Origin of the sequence: Teichococcus aestuarii, assembly GCF_042651065.1 — a bacterium.
Taxonomy (GTDB): Bacteria; Pseudomonadota; Alphaproteobacteria; order Acetobacterales; family Acetobacteraceae; genus Pseudoroseomonas; species Pseudoroseomonas aestuarii.
Genome location: NZ_JBHSCH010000078.1, coordinates 1 through 17,952, shown reverse-complemented (window position 1 = coordinate 17,952; position 17,952 = coordinate 1). Strand labels below are relative to the sequence as shown.

The following is a 17,952-nucleotide window of genomic DNA, read 5'->3' as shown; positions in this document are numbered from 1 at the left end:
CGCTCGCGGCGCGGCCCCCGCTCCAGCGCCGGGGGCGTGCCCTCGGGGGTGCCTTCGGCGGCGGGCGCGGCCTCGCGCGGCGGGCGGGGGCCACGTTCGCCCCCACGCTCGCCACCGCGTTCGCCGCCCCGCTCCGGGCGGCGCTCCGCCGGGCGGCCATCGCGGCGCTCGCCGGGGCGGCCCGGGCGGAAGCGGCCGCGGTCCTCCCGGCGGGCGCTGACCATGGCGGGGGCAGGCGGGCCGAACGCATCCTCGGCCAGCGCCTCCGGCGTCAGCAGCCGGAAGCCCAGCGCCTGCAGCACGGCGGGCAGCACGTCGGCCTTCACGCCCAGGCGGCTGGCCACGTCGGCCGGCAGCATGGCGGGCGCGCGGCGGGTCAGGTGGCCGAGCTCGCCGGCCACGCGCTCGGCGACGTCGAGCCGCAGCAGCACCGGCCCGGCCTGCACCCAGCCCATGGTGGCGGCGAAGCCCTCCGGCCAGCCTTCCGGCGGCGGCACGGAGACGAGACCGCCGCCCGGCACCACCGGCACGTCGCACTCGGCCTTCAGCGCCCAGAGCTGGGCGCGCAGCGCCATCGGCTTGGGCTTGAGCATTTCGGGCAGATAGAGCGCGAAGCGCCCGGCGCGGATGCCGATGGCCTTCAGCTTCTGCCGCAGCTCGGGGTTCACCTCCGCCTCGGTGCCGCCGGGCACCAGGCCGAGATACTCGCGCAGGCGGAATGCGGGGCCGCGCAGCGCGCCATCCTCGGCCGCCTTGGCCTCCACCACGTCGAGCGGGGCGAATTCCCGCTTGATGGCCGCCTCGATCCAGGTGGCGAGGCGGGCGCGGATACGCTCCCGCTGCGCGCCGTCCAGCAGGTCGGTGGGCAGCGGCTCGACCAGCGGCTTGTCCGGGGTGGGTCCGGGCCGCAGGCGGGCGACCTCGTCACCGTTCCAGGTGATGCGGTGGGACGGGGTCAGGGCGAAAGCGTCGTCGGACGCGGTTTCGATCTCAGTCACGCGCTTCGGCATCTCACTCTGCAGGGCACGGCGGGCGGCACGCAGGACAAGCTTGCGCTCCTCCCCATTACCCGCAGCGGCATCGGGTTCAAACACGAAACCCTTCACTTGGCCAACGGGGTGGCCTTCCACCACCACCTCACCCTGGCGGGTGACGGCGGAGAGGAGTTCGTCGGCGGACTCGTCGAGCCGGCGGATCAGGTGCGCCGCGCGGCGGTCGACGAAGCGGGCGGTCAGGCGCTCATGCAGCGCATCGCTGACAGCATCCTCGGCGGCGCGGGCGGCGTCCTGGAAACGGGCGGCGTCGCGCACCCAGTCTGCACGCGCCGCGATATAGGTCCAGACCCGAATCGCCGAGAGGCGCGTCATCAGCGTGTCGAGGTCGCCCTCGGTGGTGGCGCACTGGGCGATCTGCCCGGCCACCCAGTCGGCGGGCAGGTGCCCTTCCTTCGCCAGGTGGAGGAAGACGCGGGCGCAGAGCCGCGTGTGGCTGTCATCGGCCAGCTTGCGGAAATCCGGGATCTGGCAGGCTTCCCACAGCAGCCGCATGCGCGTCCGCCCGCGCGCCACCTGGCGGATCTCCTGGTCGCGCGAGAGGGCCTCGAGGGTGATGTGGTCGGTCGCGTCATTGCCCTTGGCGAGGCCGGGCACGGGCGGCGGGGCGGCCAGGCTGTCGAGCAGCGCGTCGATGCCGGAGAGGTCGAGATCGGCGTTGCGCCAGGCCAGCGTGCCGAGCGACTCGAAGTGATGGCCCTCGATCTTGGCCACCATCTCCTCCGGCAGGGGCGGGCAGTCGGCCGTCACGCCGAAGGTGCCGTCGCGCATGCCGCGCCCGGCGCGGCCGGCGATCTGCGCCGCCTCCTGCGCCGAGAGCGGGCGGGGGCGGTGGCCGTCGAACTTCTGCAGCGAGGCGAAGGCGACATGGTCCACATCCATGTTCAGCCCCATGCCGATGGCGTCCGTCGCCACCAGGAAGTCCACCTCGCGGTTCTGGTAGAGCGCCACCTGGGCGTTGCGGGTGCGCGGGCTGAGCCGGCCCATCACCACCGCGCAGCCGCCGCGCCGGCGGCGGATCGCCTCGGCGATGGCATAGACCTCGCTGGCCGAGAAGGCGACCACGGCGGAGCGCGGCGGCAGCCGCGTCAGCTTGGCGGGCCCCGCATAGCGCAGCTGCGACAGCCGCGGCCGGGTCTCGATCTCGGCCTGCGGCACCAGCCGCTGCAGCAGCGGGCGGATGGTCTCGGCGCCGAGGAACATGGTCTCGACCATGCCGCGCGCATGCAGCAGCCGGTCGGTGAAGACATGGCCGCGGTCCGGGTCGGCGCAGAGCTGGATCTCGTCCACCGCGACGAACTCCACCCGCCGGTCGAGCGGCATGGCCTCCACCGTGCAGGCGAACCACTTGGCGCCGGGCGGCAGGATCTTCTCCTCGCCGGTGATGAGAGCGACACGCTCCTCCCCCTTCAGCGCCACCATGCGGTCGTAGTTCTCCCGCGCCAGCAGGCGCAGCGGAAAGCCGATGATGCCGGTCTCATGCGCCAGCAGGCGGGTGATGGCCAAGTGGGTCTTGCCGGTGTTGGTCGGACCCAGGACGGCCTTGACGCGCGCGGGAAACATGGAGGCGGTGGAGGACGAGTACGGGGAGAGAACGGGCATCTCGTGCCTAAGTGGGCCAAGCGAGGGGGCTTGGCAACCACGCTGCGCGCGGCGGGGCTTTTTAACGGAATGGCAGCACTGCCCCGCTGAGGATGCACGGGCCCTGCGGGCAGCCCGCATAGGGGGCGGCACGTCCGGAAGAGGGTGAGAGATTTCATGATCGGCTGGTTGTCGCGTTCGCTCGCCACACGCCTCTACGTCCTGCTGGGGCTGTCTGCGCTGGTGGCGCTGGTCACGGCCAGCTTTGCCATGTGGGCGCTCTCCAGCTACCGGGTGGAGGTGCAGGCCACGCAGCGGACCGGCGCGATCGCCTGGCGGGTCGAGCGGGTGAACGGGCGGGTCATGGAGGCGGTCTCGGACAGCCGCCTGCTGTATTTCGCCCAGCCCGGCAGCGATGCGGAGAAGGCGGCCGCCTCGCTGCGCCGCGCCCTGGCCGGGCTGCAGGCCGAGATGGAGGCCTGGCAGGCCCTGCTGCGGCCGGAGGAGCTTCCCGCCTTCCACGAATTGTCGCGCATCACCGGTGAGTTCGTGCGATTCCGCACCGAGGTCGCCCGCGTCGGCGTGGAGACAGGGCCCCCCGCCGCCAACGCCATGGGCAACAACGAGGCCAACCGGGCCAACCGCCGGGCCCTGAACGAGATGCTGGACCGTGCCGCCAAGAGCGCCGAGGCGCAGAGCGAGCATGCGGCCCGGGAGGCCATCGCCTATGCCGACCGCCTCTCCGCCATGCTGCTGGCGCTGGTCTGCACGGGCCTCGCCATACTGGGCGCAACGCTGATCGTCACCATCCGCCGCAGCATCCTGCGGCCGCTCTCGGCCGCCACGGGGGGCATCGCCAACATGGCGGCGGGCGATCTGGGCCAGCCCGTCCCCGGTGCCAGCCGGCCGGACGAGATCGGCGTGCTGGCCGGCGCGGCCGAGAGCCTGCGCGAGAATCTGCGCCATGCCGAAGGGGTGGAGCAGCAGGCGCGGGAAGCGGCGGAGGCCCGGCTGCGGCGCGCCGAGGCCTATGCCACGGCCGTGAGCGACTTCCGCCAGGAGGTGGATGCCGCCATGGCCGGGCTGAGCCAGGCGGCCGGGGCGGTGGAGAGCGCCTCCGCCACGCTGCGCGGCGTGGCCGACCGCACCGCGCGGGCGGGTGGCGCGGCGGCCAGCGCCGCCGATGGCACGTCGCAGGAGGTGCGCACCGTCGCCGCCGCCGCCGAGCAGATGGCCTCCGCCGTGCAGGAGATCGCCCGCCAGACGGCCGAGGCCACCCAGGTGACCGCCGGCGCCGCCGAGGCCGCCCGCCGCAGCGACCAGACGGTGCAGGGGCTGACCGAGGCGGCGGCGCGCATCGGCGACGTGGTGAAGCTGATCGGCGACATCGCCGGTCAGACCAACCTGCTGGCGCTGAATGCCACGATCGAGGCGGCGCGGGCGGGGGAGGCAGGCAAGGGCTTCGCCGTGGTCGCCTCCGAGGTGAAGAACCTCGCCGGGCAGACCGCCCGCGCCACCGAGGAGATCAGCAGCCAGATCACCGCCATGCGGCAGGCCACGGGCGCGGCGGTGGAGGCGATCAGCGGCATCGCCGGCACTATCGCGGAGGTGGATCGCATCAGCGGCAGCATCGCCGCGGCGGTGGAGCAGCAGGGCGCCGCCACCCGCGAGATCGCCCGCGCCGCCGCCGCCGCCGCGCAGGGCACGGGCGAGGTGGCGCAGCGCAGCGGCGAGGTGCGCGGCGCCGCCGGCGAGGCGCAGCAGGAGGTCGGCCGGCTTTCCGAGGCGGCGGCGAGCCTGCAGCAGCGCAACACCACGCTGCGCAGCGCGGTGGATGGATTCCTGCTGCGCATCGGGCAGGCCTGAGGCAGAAGGGAAGGGCGGGGGCGGCCTGCCCCTTTCTTCCCGACTCCTCTGGTGCCTGCCATCTCCGCCCTCCGCTTTCCCGTCCTGCGCCATGTCCTGCTGCTGAGCGCCATCTTCGCCGCCATCGGCGTCACGCAGCCCTTCCTGCCGGCCTTCCTGGCCGCCCGGGGCCTCTCGCCCGGCGAGATCGCGCTGGCGCTGGCACTGGGCTCGCTGGCGCGGCTGCTGGCCGGGCCGGCGGCCGGGCGCTGGGCGGACGCGCTGGGCGATGCCCGGCTGCTGCTGGGCGGGCTGGCGCTGCTGGGCCTGCTGGTGGCGGGCGGCTTCCTGGCGGCGGCGGGGTTGCTGGGCTTCATCCTGGTGCAGGTGCTGCTCGGCATCGCCATGGCGCCGCAGGTGCCCCTGGCCGACGCGCTCTGCCTCGCCGCCGCCCGCCAGGGGCTGTTCGACTACGGGCAGGTCCGCGCCGCCGGCTCGGTGGCCTTCATGGCGGCGGCGATGCTGGCCGGCTGGCTGGTGGGGGTGTGGGGCTATGGCGCCGTGCCGGTGCTGATCGGCGCCGCCATGCTGGCCACCCTGGCCGCCACCCTGCTGATGCCGCGCCCGCCGCAACGGCCCCCGCGCCAGGCGAAGGGCGGCTTCGGCGCCACGCTGCGCCTGCCCGGCTTCGCGCGGCTGCTGCTGCTCTCCGGGCTGATCCAGAGCAGCCACGCCGCCTATTACGGCTTCGGCAGCATCCACTGGACGGCGGCGGGGCATTCCACCGCCACCATCGGCCTGCTCTGGGCCCTGGGCGTGGTGGGGGAGGTGGTGCTGTTCCTGCTCGGGCGGCGGCTGATGGCGCGGGTCGGGCCACGCGGCATGGCGCTGCTGGCGGCGGGGGCGGGGCTGCTGCGCTGGGGGCTGATGGCCGGCACCGTCTGGCTGCCCGCCCTGGCGCTGATGCAGGTGCTGCACGCGCTCACCTTCGGCGCCCAGCACCTGGCGGCGATGCACATGATCCTGCGGCTGGTGCCGGCCGAGCAGGCGGGCACCGCGCAGGCGCTGCACGCCGCCCTCGGCGTCGGCCTGCTGATGGGGGTGTTCACCCTGCTCTCGGGGCCGTTCTACGCCGCCTGGGGCGGCGGCGTGTTCCTGCTGATGGCGGGGCTCTGCGCCCTGGCGCTGCCGCTGGCCTGGCGCCTGCCGGCCCGCTGATGCGCGGCGCGCTCAGTCCTCGGCCAGCACCGTGGTGGGCCAGGCGGGGGCGGCGGCGCTCACCCAGGCCGCGCCGTCCCAGCGGCGCGGCTCGATGCGGGCCGCATGGTCCTGGATGATGATGCGGTTGTAGGCATTCGGCTCGCCGCGCAGCCGGGTGGAGATGGCCGAGCCGGCCTGCACCACCAGCAGCTCCGGCCGCTGCGAATCCGGCGCCGCGGCGCCGCGGTGCAGCCGCACATAGCCGCGGTGCAGATGGCCTGAGAGGATCAGCCGCACGCCGGCGCGCTGCAACGCCTCCAGCGCCGGCGCCGCGCGGCGGGCCAGGGGCGTGCCCGGGGCGTCCTCGGGTGCCAGGAAGGGGTGGTGCGCCACGACGATGCGGAACAGGCCGGGCGGCAATTCGTCCAGCCGGTCCAGCAGGCGCTTCAGCCGGTGGCGCTTCACCCGCCCGCCTTCCCAGGCAAGGTGCAGCCCGCCGCGCACCACCGTGTTCAGCCCGATCACCGCCACATGGTCATTGCGCCAGAACGGCTCCGTCTCGCCGCCGACGAAGCGGCGCCAGCGGCCGAAGGGGTCCAGGAAGCGCTCCCAGGGCCAGTAATTGGTGATGTCGTGGTTGCCGGGCACCACCAGCAGCGGCGCGCGCAGCGCCTCCATGAAGCGGCACGCCGCGCGGTACTCGCGCGAGCGGGCGCGCATCGTCAGGTCGCCGCTGATCACCACCAGGTTGGCCGGCTCGGCGTTCAGCGTCTCGATCAGCGCCTCCGCCGCGCGCTCGTCCACCCGGCCGAAATGCAGGTCGGAGATGTGGTCGATGCGGTGCGGCAAGGTCATTGCGGGAATTCCTGGGGCGGGCATCGCGGAGGACGGGCCATGCGGCGGACGATGTTGCAGAACGCCCGGAGCGCGCGGAAGGATGCGCGGGCCCTCAGCCAGGCTCCGGCCCCTGCTCCTGCCCGGCCCCGGCCCCATGGCCGCGCGGCACCAGCACCTTCAGCGCCCGGGGGTGGAGGCTGTAGTGCAGGGGGGTCTCCAGCAGCGCCGCCTCGCCATCGTTCATCACCCAGAGGTGGCGCTTGCGGGCGTGCAGGACAATGGCGGTCGCCTGGCGGCTGAGCAGGCCGGACTGCCGCCGCCACCGGCCTGCGGCCATGGCCAGCAGCAGCCGCACCACCCACCACAGGCCGAAACCGCGCGCCACATGCAGGGTCAGGATGCCGCCATCCAGGCGCGGCCGGTGGAACAGCGCGCCCGGCGCCTCGCCATAGGCGTTGTTCACAACCGAGAGGGCGCGGGTCCAGACACGCAGCACGGGCGCCGCTTCGGGTGGCTGCCCTGGCGTGCCCAGGCGCAGCCCGAGCCGCAGCGGCGGGTGCCGCCAGAAGGCGCGCGCCGCCCCCACCACCACCCGCCAGCGCGAGGCCAGCCGCCCGTCGCCGCGGGAGCGCTCGCGGTGCTGGCCGATGCGGTTGGGCAGGCCGATGACGGACTGGCAGAGGAAGATCTCGCCATTCACCTCCGCCAGGTCGATCGGCGCCACATGGGCACCGCCCAGGGCGGCGGCGGCCTCCAGCGGCGGCATCGGCAGGCCGAGGTCGCGGGCCAGCAGGTTCATGGTGCCGAGCGGCAGCACGCCGAGCGCCACGCCGGTGCCGCGCAGCGCGGCGGCGGCGCTGCGGATGGTGCCGTCGCCGCCGCCGATGATGAGCGCCTCGGGGGCCGTCTCCAGCGCCAGGGCGATGCGGCCGGGCAGGTCCGGCGCCGCGTCGGGGGCGATGACGGTGAGGTCGAAGCCGGCGCGGCGCAGCGCTTCCGGCAGGGCCTCGGCGAGTCCGGGCTCGCCCAGCAGCGTGCCGGAGCGGGGGTTCAGCAGCAGGGTGGCGCGCATGGGCAGGGGGGTTCTCCAGCGCCCGAACGCGGCCTGAGCGGGGCGGTTGCGGGGCGACATGGCTGGCGGATGGCTTTTTGGCCAGATGGCCCGCAGTTCAGGGGCAATTCAGGAAGGCTTCACCATTGGGAACGATACTCGACAGCGTCGCGCAGCAGAGGAGACATTCCCATGAACTGGACCACCCGCCAGCGGCCTCTCACCGCCCGCAACATGCTGCGGGGCCTGATGGCCCTGCCCTGGAACGCGCCACTCTTCGGGCCGCTGCGCATGCAGCGGCCGGAGAACTGAAGCCGCCCGCCCCCTGAACGCGGAAAGGGCGCGCCCCCGCCCGGGGACGCGCCCTTTTCCTGCCTGCCGCCCGGAGGGGCCGGGCTTGCGCCACCGCCCCCGCCGTCCGGCGCGGCCTCAGGCGGCCTTGGCCATGTTGCGCAGCACGTAGTGCAGGATGCCGCCATTCTTGTAGTACTCGACCTCGTCGGCCGTATCGACGCGGCACTGCACCTGGGTGGTGGTGGTGGTGCCGTCCGGGCGATGGATGACGAGGTCCAGCACCATGCGGGGCTTCAGCTCCTCGAGGCCCAGGATGTCGATGGTCTCCTCGCCGGTCAGGCCCAGCGTCTCGCGGTTCTCGCCCGGCTTGAACACCAGCGGCAGCACGCCCATGCCGACCAGGTTCGAGCGGTGGATGCGCTCGAAGCTCTCGGTGATGACGGCCTTCACGCCCAGCAGGAAGGTGCCCTTGGCCGCCCAGTCGCGGGACGAGCCGGTGCCGTATTCCTTGCCGCCGAAGATGACGAGCGGCGTGCCCTCGGCCTTGTAGCGCATGGCCGCGTCGTAGATCGGCATCACCTCGCCCGAGGGCTGGTGCTTCGTGATGCCGCCCTCGATGCCGGGCACCATCTCGTTCTTGATGCGGATGTTGGCGAAGGTGCCGCGCATCATCACTTCATGGTTGCCGCGGCGGGCGCCGTAGCTGTTGAAGTCCGCCTGCCGCACCTGGTGCTCGCCCAGATACTCGCCGGCGGGGGAGGTCTTCTTGATGTTGCCGGCCGGGCTGATGTGGTCGGTGGTGATCGAGTCGCCCAGCTTGGCCAGCACGCGGGCGCCCTGCACCGAGGCGATCGGCTTCGGCTCGGCGTCCATGCCCTCGAAATAGGGCGGGTTCTGCACGTAGGTGGAGCCGCCGTTCCACTTGTAGGTGTCCGACCCGGCATCGACGCGGATCGCCTGCCACTGCTCCGGGCCCTTGAAGACGTCGGAATAGCGGGCCTGGAACATCTCGCGCGTCACGACGGCGGCGACGGTGTCGTTCACCTCCTTCTGCGTCGGCCAGATGTCCTTCAGGTAGACGGGCTGGCCGTCCTTGCCGGTGCCGATCGGCTGCGTCGTCACGTCAAGCGTGATGGAGCCGGCGAGCGCGTAGAGGACGACGAGCGGCGGCGAGGCCAGGTAGTTGGCGCGCACGTTCTGGTGCACGCGGCCCTCGAAGTTGCGGTTGCCCGACAGCACCGAGACGGCGACCAGCTTGTTGTCCTCGATCGCGTCGACGATCGGGTCCGGCAGCGGGCCGGAATTGCCGATGCAAGTGGTGCAGCCATAGCCCACCGTCTGGAAGCCCAGCGCGTCGAGGTGCTGGCTCAGCTCGGCCTTGTTCAGGTAGTCGGTCACCACCTGGGAGCCGGGGGCGAGCGAGGTCTTGACCCAGGGCTTGGGCTTCAGGCCCAGCGCGTTGGCCTTCTTGGCCACCAGACCCGCCGCTACCAGAACGTAGGGGTTCGAGGTGTTGGTGCAGGAGGTGATGGCGGCGATCACCACGTCGCCATGGCCGAGGTCGTAGTTGGCGCCGGCCACCGGCACGCGCAAATCGGCCTTGTCGCCGGGCACGCCGAGGTTGCCGGAGGCCAGCTCCTTGGCGAAGGCGGGGGCGGCGTTGTCGAGCGAGACGCGGTCCTGCGGGCGCTTCGGGCCGGCCATGGACGGCACCACCGTCGCCATGTCCAGCTCCAGCGTGTCGGTGAACACCGGCTCCGGCATGCTGGCGTCGGCGAACATGCCCTGCGCCTTGTAGTACTCGCGCACCAGGTTGATGCGGTGCTCGTCGCGCCCCGAAAGGCGCAGGTAGTCCAGCGTCACCTCGTCGACCGGGAAGATGCCGCAGGTGGCGCCGTATTCCGGGGCCATGTTGCCGATGGTCGCGCGGTCCGCCAGCGCCATGTCGGCGAGGCCCGGGCCGTAGAACTCGACGAACTTGCCGACGACGCCCTTCTTGCGCAGCATCTGCGTCACCGTCAGCACCAGGTCGGTGGCGGTCACGCCCTCGCGCAGCTTGCCGTGCAGGCGGAAGCCGATGACGTCGGGGATCAGCATGGCGATGGGCTGGCCCAGCATGGCCGCCTCCGCCTCGATGCCGCCGACGCCCCAGCCCAGCACGCCGAGGCCGTTCACCATGGTGGTGTGGCTGTCGGTGCCGTAGCAGCTGTCGGGGTAGGCGAAGGTGTCGTCGCCGTCGGTGGCGGTCCAGACGCCCTGCGCCAGGTATTCCAGGTTCACCTGGTGGCAGATGCCGGTGCCGGGGGGGACGACGCGGAAGTTGTTGAACGCCTCCTGGCCCCAGCGCAGGAACTCGTAGCGCTCGCCATTGCGCTCGAACTCGATGTCGACGTTCTTCTGCAGCGAGGAGGCGCTGCCGGAGACGTCCACCATCACCGAGTGGTCGATGACCAGATCGACGGGAACCAGGGGGTTCACGCGCTTCGGGTCGCCGCCGAGCTTGGTGATGCCGTCGCGCATCGCGGCGAGGTCGACCACGGCGGGCACGCCGGTGAAGTCCTGCATCAGGATGCGGGCGGGGCGGAAGGGCACTTCCTTCTCGCTGCGGCCTTCCTTCACCCACTCGGCCACCGCCTCGGCGTCCTTCACCGAGTAGCTGCGGCCATCCTCGAAGCGGAGGATGTTCTCCAGCAGGACCTTCAGGCTGAAGGGCAGGCGGCTGACATCGCCGATGCTCTTCGCCGCCTCGGGCAGGCTGAAGTAGTGGTAAACCTTGCCGTCCACCGTCAGGGAGCGACGCGCCTTCAGGCTATCCTGCCCGATCATCCGCATGGTCCGGGGTCCCCTCAATATTTGCTGCGAACGCTGCCGCTTATTACACGGGGAGCGGCCACGGTCCATCGGCGGGCGGGGGTGTGAGGTGCCGTGCTGGAAGCGAATGCGTTGGCGGTGGAGCGGGGCGGGCGGGTGGTGTTCGCCGGCCTGTCCTTCAACCTGGAGGCGGGGCAGGCCCTGGTGCTGACCGGCGCCAACGGCGCGGGCAAGTCCACCCTGCTGCGCGCCCTGGCCGGGCTGGTGCCGCTGGCCGAGGGCAGCCTGCGCTGGAGCGGCGCCGCGGCCCTGGCCGAGGGCCCCGAGTCGCGGCTGCGCTACCTGGCCCATGCCGAGGCGCTGAAGCCCGGCCTCTCGGTGGCCGAGAACCTGCGCTTCTGGGCGCGCTGCTGGGGCGGCGCGGTGGAGCCGGCGCTGGAGGCGGTGGATCTCGCGCCGCTGGCCGGGCTGCCGGCGCGGCTGCTCTCGGCCGGGCAGCGGCGGCGGCTGGCGCTGGCCCGCCTCGCCCTGGCGCCCGTGCCGCTCTGGCTGCTGGACGAGCCGACGGTGGGGCTGGATGCCGCCGCCATCGCCCGCTTCGGCGCGCTGCTGGCGCGGCACCGCGCGGCGGGCGGCGCCGTGGTAGCCGCCACCCATGTGCCGCTGCCGCTGGACGGCGCCGGGGAACTGCGCCTGGAACAGCAGCCCTGGGGGCTGGAATGACCGCGCTGCTGCGGCGGGAATTGCTGCTCGCCTTCCGCCACCCGGCCGACACGCTGGCGGCCATGCTGTTCTTCCTGCTGGTGACGGCGCTGTTCCCCTTTGGCGTGGGGCCGGCGCCGGAGGCGCTGGCGCGGCTCGCCCCCGGCGCGCTGCTGGCCGCCGCCCTGCTCGCCGCCCTGCTGCCGCTGGACCGGCTGTTCGGCGCCGAAGCGGAGGACGGCTCGCTCGACCAGCTCCTGCTCAGCGGCCTCTCGGGCTTCGAGATCGCGCTGGCCAAGGCGCTGGCCCACTGGCTGACCACCGGCGCGCCGCTGCTGCTGGCCACCCCCATCGCCGCCGCCATGCTGAACCTGCCCGAGGCAGCCTGGGGCGTGGCGGTGCTGGTGCTGGGGCTGGCGACGCTGTTCCTCTCGCTGCTCGGCACGGCGGGGGCGGCGCTGACGCTGGGCGCCCGGCGCGGCGGCGTGCTGCTGCCGCTGCTGGTGCTGCCGCTCGCCATCCCGGCGATGATCTTCGGCGCGGCGGGCATCGAGGCGGCGGCGGGCGGGGTGGCGGTGCGGCCCTTCCTGCTGCTGCTGGGCGCGCTCACCGCCGCCGCCCTGCCGCTGGCGCCGCTCGCCGCCGCCGCCGCGCTGCGCGCCGAGTGAGGGGCGCCCTCAGCCCAGCGGCGCCGTCCGGAACAGCGACACGCGCAGCCCGCCATGCGGCACCGGCGGGCCGCCGGGCAGGAAGGGCAGCCCCGTCGCATGGGCGAGCTTCGGCTCGCTGGTGACGATCCCGACGCGCCAGCCCGTGAAGCGGCTCGTCAGCACCTGCCCCAGGGCGCGGTAGAGGGCCGCCAACTTCGCCTTGTCCCCGATGCGGGCACCATAGGGCGGGTTGACGATGACCAGCCCCGGCGGCCCCTCGGGCGGCACCGCCTCGCTGACCGTGCAGTGGCGGAACTCCGTGTGGTCGGCGACCCCGGCACGCCCGGCATTCGCGCGGCTCATGGCCACGGCGGCGGCGTCGCGGTCGCTGCCGTGGCAGCGGAAGGCCGGCACGCGCTCGCTCCGCACCGCGCGCATCCGCTGCCAGGCATCCTCGTCGAAGGTGGCGAGCTGCTCGAAGGCGAAGGCGCGGTGGCGGCCCGGGTTGAGCCGCGCCGCGATCTCCGCCGCCTCGATGACGAAGGTGCCGGAGCCGCACATCGGGTCCAGCACCGGCTCGGCGCCGTCATAGCCGCAGGCGCGCAGGAACAGCGCGGCGAGCGTCTCCCGCATCGGCGCCCGGTTGACCTCCGCCTTGTAGCCCCGCCTGTGCAGCAGCTCGCCCGAGGTGTCGACGCTGAGGGTGCAGAGGTCGTTCTCCAGCCGCGCCCGCACCACCACCGCCGCCTCCGGCGAGGGCGTCGCGCCCAGCGTCTCGCGGATGGCGGTCTCGATGCGCTGGGCCACGGCGTCGGAATGGTAGAGGCGGGAGCCGGCGCAGGAGGCCTCCACCCGGAACGGCACCTCCGGCCGCAGGACATCGGCCCAGGGCACCTGGCGCGCGCGGTCGTCGAGCTGCGCGAAATGCACGGCGCGGAAGGCGGCGAGCCGCGCCAGCACGCGGCTGGCGCCCCGCACCCAGAGATTGGCCCGCCACACCTCCGGCCAGCCGCCGCGCAGGGTGACGCCGCCCGGCACCACGCGGGGCTGCCGGAAGCCCTTGCCGCGCACCTCCTCGAACAGCGCGGGCTCCAGCCCGGGCACGGTCGCGAGGAAGATCTCGAAATCCTGGTCTCGCGCCGTCGCGCCGGACGCAGCCTTCACCGCAGCACCTTGGTTGTTCGGGTTGCCCGCGCCGGGCGGGAAAGGCGCTGCCTCATGGCAGGGATGGCGGGGGGATTCAACGGGCGGGCATCGGCCAGATGGAGGAGAGAAGGCCAGGGGAATGAATTCCCCTGGAACCCCTTCTTTTTTCTATCGGCCAGATTCGAAAACAGATCAGAAAAAAGAAGGGGGTTGGGGAATTCCTTCCCCAACCTACCCCCCTTCATGCCGCAGGGGCCGCGTCATCAGTTGCGTCACCGCGCCGGCCACGTCCGCCTCGCCCGCCAGCACGGCGGCCACGGCGGCGGCGATGGGCATCTCCACCCCCTCAGCATGGGCGCGGGCGAGCAGGGCCGGGGCGGTGGCCACGCCCTCCGTCACGCTGTTCCGCTCCGCCAGGATGTCTGCCAGCTGCCGGCCCTGGCCCAGGGCAAAGCCAAGCGAGAAATTGCGGCTGCCGGGGCCGGTGCAGGTCAGCAGCAGGTCGCCGAGGCCGGAGAGGCCGGCCACCGTCTCCGCCCGCCCGCCCAGCGCCAGGGCGAGCCGGCCGATCTCGGCGATGCCGCGCGTCACCAGCGCGGCGCGGGCATTCTCGCCCAGCCCGGCGCCCATCACCGCGCCCGCGGCGATGGCGATGACGTTCTTGGCCGCGCCCCCCACCTGCGCCCCCACCGCGTCATCCTGCCCGTAGAGGCGGAAGGCGGCGGTGGCGAGGCCCGCGATGGCCTGCTCGCGCAGAGCGGGTGGCAGCCCGGCCACCACGGCGGCGGCGGGCAGGCCGGCGGCTACCTCGGCAGCGAAGTTGGGGCCGGTGAGCACCCCCGCCGGCAGGCCGGGACGCACCAGGGCCAGCGTCTCCAGCGGCAGGCGATGCCCCTCGGCGGTGACGCCCTTGGCCGCCACTAGCACGGGGGGAAGCGCGGCGGGGAACCCTTCCAGCACGCGGGCCATGTGCTGCGCCGGCACCACCAGCAGGGCCAGCTCCGCCCCCGCCAGCGTGGCGGCCGGGTCGGCGGTGACGGCGATGGCCTCCGGCAGGCGGTGGCCGGGCAGGTGGGCGGCGTTCTCGCGCGCCGCCTGCATGACCGCGGCGCGGGCGGGGTCGCGCGCCCAGAGCGTGACGGCGGCCCCCGCGCGCGCGGCCTGGATGGCCAGCGCGGTACCCCAGGCCCCGGCGCCGATCACGGCGATGCGGCGCATGCTCATTCCTCGGCGATGCGGGTGACGGAGCAGCCCTGGCCCGGCTCGCCCTCGCCCAGATGCTCCAGCAATGCTTCGAGGATGGCGCGGGCCTCCTCCTCGAAGCGCCAGGGCGGGTTGACCACCACCAGGCCGCAGCCGTTCAGCCGCTGCGGGTCGGTTGGCTCGCGCAGCCACAGCTCGCAGGCCAGGATGTCGCGCACCCCGCTCTCGGCCAGCGCCGTGTGGAAGGCACGCACCGGCGCACGGTGCTTGATGGGATACCAATGCGCCTGCACCCCGGCGCGGAAGCGGTGCGCCACCAGGGCCAGCCCTTCCGCCATGCGCTCGAACTCGCCCTCCACCTCGAAGGGCGGGTCCACCAGCACCAGCCCGCGCTTCTCGGCGAAGGGGGTGAGGCCGGTCAGCGCCTCCCAGGCGTCGCGCTTGTGCACGGCGGTCTGCGGGTCGCCGCGGAACAGGGTGCGAAGGGTCGCGTGGTCCTCCTCGTGCAGCTCGCACAGCACGAGGCGGTCATTGGGCCGCAGCATCATCCGCACCAGCGAGGGGCTGCCGGGGTAGCGCGGCGGGAAGCCGGCGTTGCGCACCAGCGCCAGCCAGTCGGCCAGCGGCCCCTCGGTGAGGCCGAGCAGCCGGCCGACGCCGCGCCGCCACTCCCCCGTGCGCTCCGCCTCGGAGCCGGAGAGGTCGTAGGCGCCGATGCCGGCATGGGTGTCGAGCACCCGGAAGGGCTTGTCCTTGGCGGCGAGGCGGCGGATCAGCAGGACCAGCAGGGCATGCTTCATGCAGTCGGCGAAGTTGCCGGCGTGGAAGGCGTGGCGGTAGTTCACGCGGCGCGCTCCCCGGTCGGTTCCGCCGAGAGCTCGGCCAGCGGCCAGCGCGGGCGCGGGGCGAAGTCCAGCGGCTCGGTGAGGCCGGCGCGCAGCCGCTCGATGCCGGCCCAGGCGATCATCACCGCATTGTCCGTGCAGAGCCGGATGGGCGGCGCCACCAGCGGCAGCCCGGCGCGCGCCGCCTCGGCCGAGAGCGCGGCGCGCACCCCCTGGTTGGCCGCCACGCCGCCGGCCACCACCATGGCGGTGGCACCGGGAAGCATGGCCAGGGCGTTGCGCGCCCGGTCCGCCAGCACGGCGGCGACCACGCGCTGGAAGGCGGCGGCGAGGTCGGCACGGTCCTGCTCCGTCTCCAGCTTCGGCACCATCTGCGCCACGGCGGTCTTCAGGCCGCTGAAGGAAAAATCGCAGCCGGGGCGGCCGAGCATCGGGCGGGGCAGGGGGTAGCGCATCGGGTCGCCGCTGGCGGCCAGCTTCTCCAGCGCCGGGCCGCCGGGCCAGGGCAGGCCCATCAGCTTGGCCGATTTGTCGAAGGCCTCGCCCACCGCGTCGTCCAGCGTGGAGCCGAGGCGGCGGTAGCGGCCGAGACCCTCCACCGCCACGCACTGGCAATGCCCGCCGGAGAGCAGCAGCAGCAGGTAGGGGAATTCCACCCCGCCCTCGACGACACCCGGAAGCCGCGCCGTCAGCGCATGCCCCTCCAGGTGGTTCACCGCCACGAAGGGCAGGCCGTGGGCGATCGCCATGCCCTTGCCGAAGCTGGCGCCGACGATCAGCCCGCCGATCAGCCCCGGACCCGCCGTGGCGGCGATGCCGCCCAGATCGGCCGGCGCCACGCCCGCCTGGCCCATCACCTGCGCCGCCAGGGCCGGGAGATGGGCGAGATGGGCACGCGCCGCGATCTCGGGCACCACGCCGCCGAAGGGGGTGTGCTCGGCCAGCTGGCTGCGCACCGCTTCCGCCAGGATGGTGCCGTCCGGTGCCAGGATCGCGGCGGCGGTCTCGTCGCAACTCGCCTCCAAACCCAGGACCGGACCTCTGATAGGCGCCGATTGCATCCGTTCTTGCCTTCCCCAATGCCGGGCGGTGGTTCTATGACGCCCGCATGTCCCTTGCCCACCCCGTCCTGCCGTCTGCCGCGGTGGGCGCTTCCGCTTATGCCCGCGTCGCCGCCCCGGCCGATACCCGGATGGGCGGCGGCCTCCCGGCGGGTTCCCACCCCGGTGCCGCGCCCCCGCCGGGCCATGTGCCGGGCCATGCGCCTGGAACGCTGCGCCAGGGCGCGCCGGTGAAGCCGCATGCGCGGCGGCCGCTGCCGCTGCGCGTCGGCACCCGCGGCTCGCCGCTGGCGCTGTGGCAGACCCGCACCTTCCTCGACCTGCTGCTGCGCTTCTGCCCCGTGCTGCGCAACGCCAAGGCCTTCGAGGAGCATGTCATCACCACCTCGGGCGACCGCATCCAGGACAAGCGCCTGGCGGATATCGGCGGCAAGGGCCTCTTCGCCAAGGAGATCCACGAGGCGCTGCTGGACGGGCGGATCGATTTCGCCGTGCACAGCCTGAAGGACCTGGAGACCGAGCTGCCCCCCGGCATCGTGCTGGCCTGCACGCTGAAGCGCGAGGATGCGCGGGACACGCTGATCCTCGGGCCCAACTGCCCGGCCGTCGATGCTGCCGACCCCTATGCGGCGCTGCCCACGGGCGCGCGCATCGGCACCGCCAGCCTGCGCCGCCAGGCGCAGCTGCTGCACGCGCGGCCCGACCTGCAGGTGCAGATGATCCGCGGCAATGTCGGCTCGCGCCTGGCCAAGCTCGCCGCCGGCGAGGCCGATGCCACGCTGCTGGCGCTTGCCGGGCTGAAGCGGCTGGAGATGGCCGACCGCGCCTCCGTGGTGCTGGACGCCGAGGCGATGGTGCCGGCCGCCGGCCAGGGCATCGTCGGCATCACCGTGCGCGCGGCGGATGAGGAGCTGCACGAGCTGCTCTCCGGCATCGAGGACCGATCCGCGCGCGCCGTGTCCCGTGCCGAGCGGGCGCTGCTGGCGGCGCTCGACGGCTCCTGCCGCACGCCGATCGGCGGCCATGCGCGGCTGCTGCCGAATGGCGAGCTGCACCTGACCGGGCTGGTGGCGCGCCCCGATGGCAGCTTCCTGCTCAAGCGCAGCATCCACGGCGCCGCCGCCGATGCCGGGCGGCTGGGCCGCGAGCTGGGCGAGGGGCTGCGCGCCGACAGCCCCGCCGACATCTTCATCGGCTAGCCCCGTGCGGGAGGCGCCCGCCATCCTGGTGACGCGGCCGGAGCCCGGCTGCGCCGAGACCGCCGCCGCCGTGGCGGCGCTGGGCTGGCGCCCGCTGGCGGCGCCTGCCCTGGTGCTGGCCCCGCTGCCGCCGCCCGCCCTGCTGCTGCCCGCCGGGAGCGGCCGCCCCGCCCAGGCCACCCTGCTGCCGAGCCGCGCCATCGCCCGCGCCCTGGCCGGCTGGCCGGAGAAGGACCGCCTCCTGGCCCGCCCCGTGCTGGCGGTGGGCGACGGCACGGCCGAGGAGGCCCGCCGCGCCGGCTTCCGCCAGGTCGAGGCGGCCGCCGGCGATGCCGATTCGCTGGCGCGGCTGGCGGTGGCGCGGCTGGACCCGCGGGCCGGCCCGCTGCTGCTGGCGGTGGGGCCGCGCTGCGGCGCCGCGCTGGCGGCGGCCTTGCGCGCCGCGGGCTTCGCCGTGCGGCGGCGCGTCGTCTAC

Annotated in this window: 13 protein-coding genes and 1 pseudogene; 6 read left to right on the top strand and 8 right to left on the bottom strand. The window is 73.9% G+C overall.

Features of this window, described 5'->3' with window-relative positions:
- On the bottom strand, positions 1 to 2,654 hold a 2,654-nt coding region (locus ACFOY6_RS20905; RefSeq protein ID WP_379652148.1), incomplete at its 3' end, for a helicase-related protein.
- 798 nt (positions 2,655 to 3,452) lie between these two features.
- On the opposite strand from ACFOY6_RS20905, the pseudogene ACFOY6_RS24380 reads away from it, so the two are divergent.
- Both ACFOY6_RS24380 and ACFOY6_RS20895 read left to right on the top strand, forming a co-directional pair.
- Positions 3,453 to 4,499, top strand: a pseudogene (locus ACFOY6_RS24380) (methyl-accepting chemotaxis protein); the annotation flags it as partial.
- A gap of 51 nt (positions 4,500 to 4,550) precedes the next feature.
- Positions 4,551 to 5,696, top strand: coding sequence for an MFS transporter (locus ACFOY6_RS20895; RefSeq protein WP_379652147.1), 1,146 nt, complete (start codon positions 4,551 to 4,553; stop codon positions 5,694 to 5,696).
- A gap of 12 nt (positions 5,697 to 5,708) precedes the next feature.
- On the opposite strand, the gene ACFOY6_RS20890 is transcribed toward ACFOY6_RS20895, so the two are convergent.
- The 3 genes from ACFOY6_RS20890 to acnA all read right to left on the bottom strand — a co-directional run bounded on the left by ACFOY6_RS20890 (position 5,709) and on the right by acnA (position 10,692).
- Positions 5,709 to 6,533, bottom strand: a complete 825-nt coding sequence (locus ACFOY6_RS20890; RefSeq protein WP_379652146.1) for a metallophosphoesterase family protein — start codon at positions 6,531 to 6,533, stop codon at positions 5,709 to 5,711.
- Between the two features lie 94 nt (positions 6,534 to 6,627).
- Complete coding sequence (locus tag ACFOY6_RS20885; RefSeq protein ID WP_379652145.1) at positions 6,628 to 7,587, bottom strand: diacylglycerol/lipid kinase family protein; 960 nt, start codon at positions 7,585 to 7,587, stop codon at positions 6,628 to 6,630.
- Between the two features lie 408 nt (positions 7,588 to 7,995).
- Positions 7,996 to 10,692, bottom strand: a complete 2,697-nt coding sequence (acnA, locus tag ACFOY6_RS20880; protein ID WP_379652144.1) for an aconitate hydratase AcnA — start codon at positions 10,690 to 10,692, stop codon at positions 7,996 to 7,998.
- Between the two features lie 93 nt (positions 10,693 to 10,785).
- On the opposite strand from acnA, the gene ccmA reads away from it, so the two are divergent.
- Entirely contained in the window at positions 10,786 to 11,394 is a 609-nt protein-coding gene (gene ccmA / locus ACFOY6_RS20875; protein ID WP_379652143.1) for a heme ABC exporter ATP-binding protein CcmA, read from the top strand.
- Positions 11,391 to 12,041 (top strand): heme exporter protein CcmB, encoded by a 651-nt coding sequence (ccmB, locus tag ACFOY6_RS20870; protein WP_379652142.1) that lies wholly within the window; start codon positions 11,391 to 11,393, stop codon positions 12,039 to 12,041. The genes ccmA and ccmB overlap by 4 nt, the downstream gene beginning before the upstream one ends.
- A 9-nt stretch (positions 12,042 to 12,050) precedes the next feature.
- On the opposite strand, the gene ACFOY6_RS20865 is transcribed toward ccmB, so the two are convergent.
- The 4 genes from ACFOY6_RS20865 to tsaD form a co-directional block, all read right to left on the bottom strand.
- A complete protein-coding gene (locus ACFOY6_RS20865) occupies positions 12,051 to 13,187 on the bottom strand; it encodes a THUMP domain-containing class I SAM-dependent RNA methyltransferase (RefSeq protein ID WP_109516210.1) in 1,137 nt (378 codons plus the stop codon).
- Positions 13,188 to 13,400: 213 nt separating this feature from the next.
- Positions 13,401 to 14,393: an NAD(P)H-dependent glycerol-3-phosphate dehydrogenase gene (locus ACFOY6_RS20860; protein WP_379652141.1), complete on the bottom strand. Its 993-nt coding sequence runs from the start codon at positions 14,391 to 14,393 to the stop codon at positions 13,401 to 13,403.
- Positions 14,390 to 15,217, bottom strand: coding sequence for a 23S rRNA (adenine(2030)-N(6))-methyltransferase RlmJ (locus tag ACFOY6_RS20855; RefSeq protein ID WP_379652140.1), 828 nt, complete (start codon positions 15,215 to 15,217; stop codon positions 14,390 to 14,392). Before ACFOY6_RS20855 ends, ACFOY6_RS20860 begins: the two co-directional genes overlap by 4 nt.
- On the bottom strand, positions 15,214 to 16,278 hold the full coding sequence (gene tsaD / locus ACFOY6_RS20850; protein ID WP_379652139.1) for a tRNA (adenosine(37)-N6)-threonylcarbamoyltransferase complex transferase subunit TsaD: 1,065 nt from the start codon (positions 16,276 to 16,278) through the stop codon (positions 15,214 to 15,216). The genes ACFOY6_RS20855 and tsaD overlap by 4 nt, the downstream gene beginning before the upstream one ends.
- Positions 16,279 to 16,325: 47 nt before the next feature.
- On the opposite strand from tsaD, the gene hemC reads away from it, so the two are divergent.
- Positions 16,326 to 17,477: a hydroxymethylbilane synthase gene (gene hemC / locus ACFOY6_RS20845; RefSeq protein WP_379652138.1), complete on the top strand. Its 1,152-nt coding sequence runs from the start codon at positions 16,326 to 16,328 to the stop codon at positions 17,475 to 17,477.
- Between the two features lie 4 nt (positions 17,478 to 17,481).
- Positions 17,482 to 17,952 (top strand): uroporphyrinogen-III synthase (locus tag ACFOY6_RS20840; RefSeq protein ID WP_379652137.1); only part of this gene is annotated, 471 nt, incomplete at its 3' end.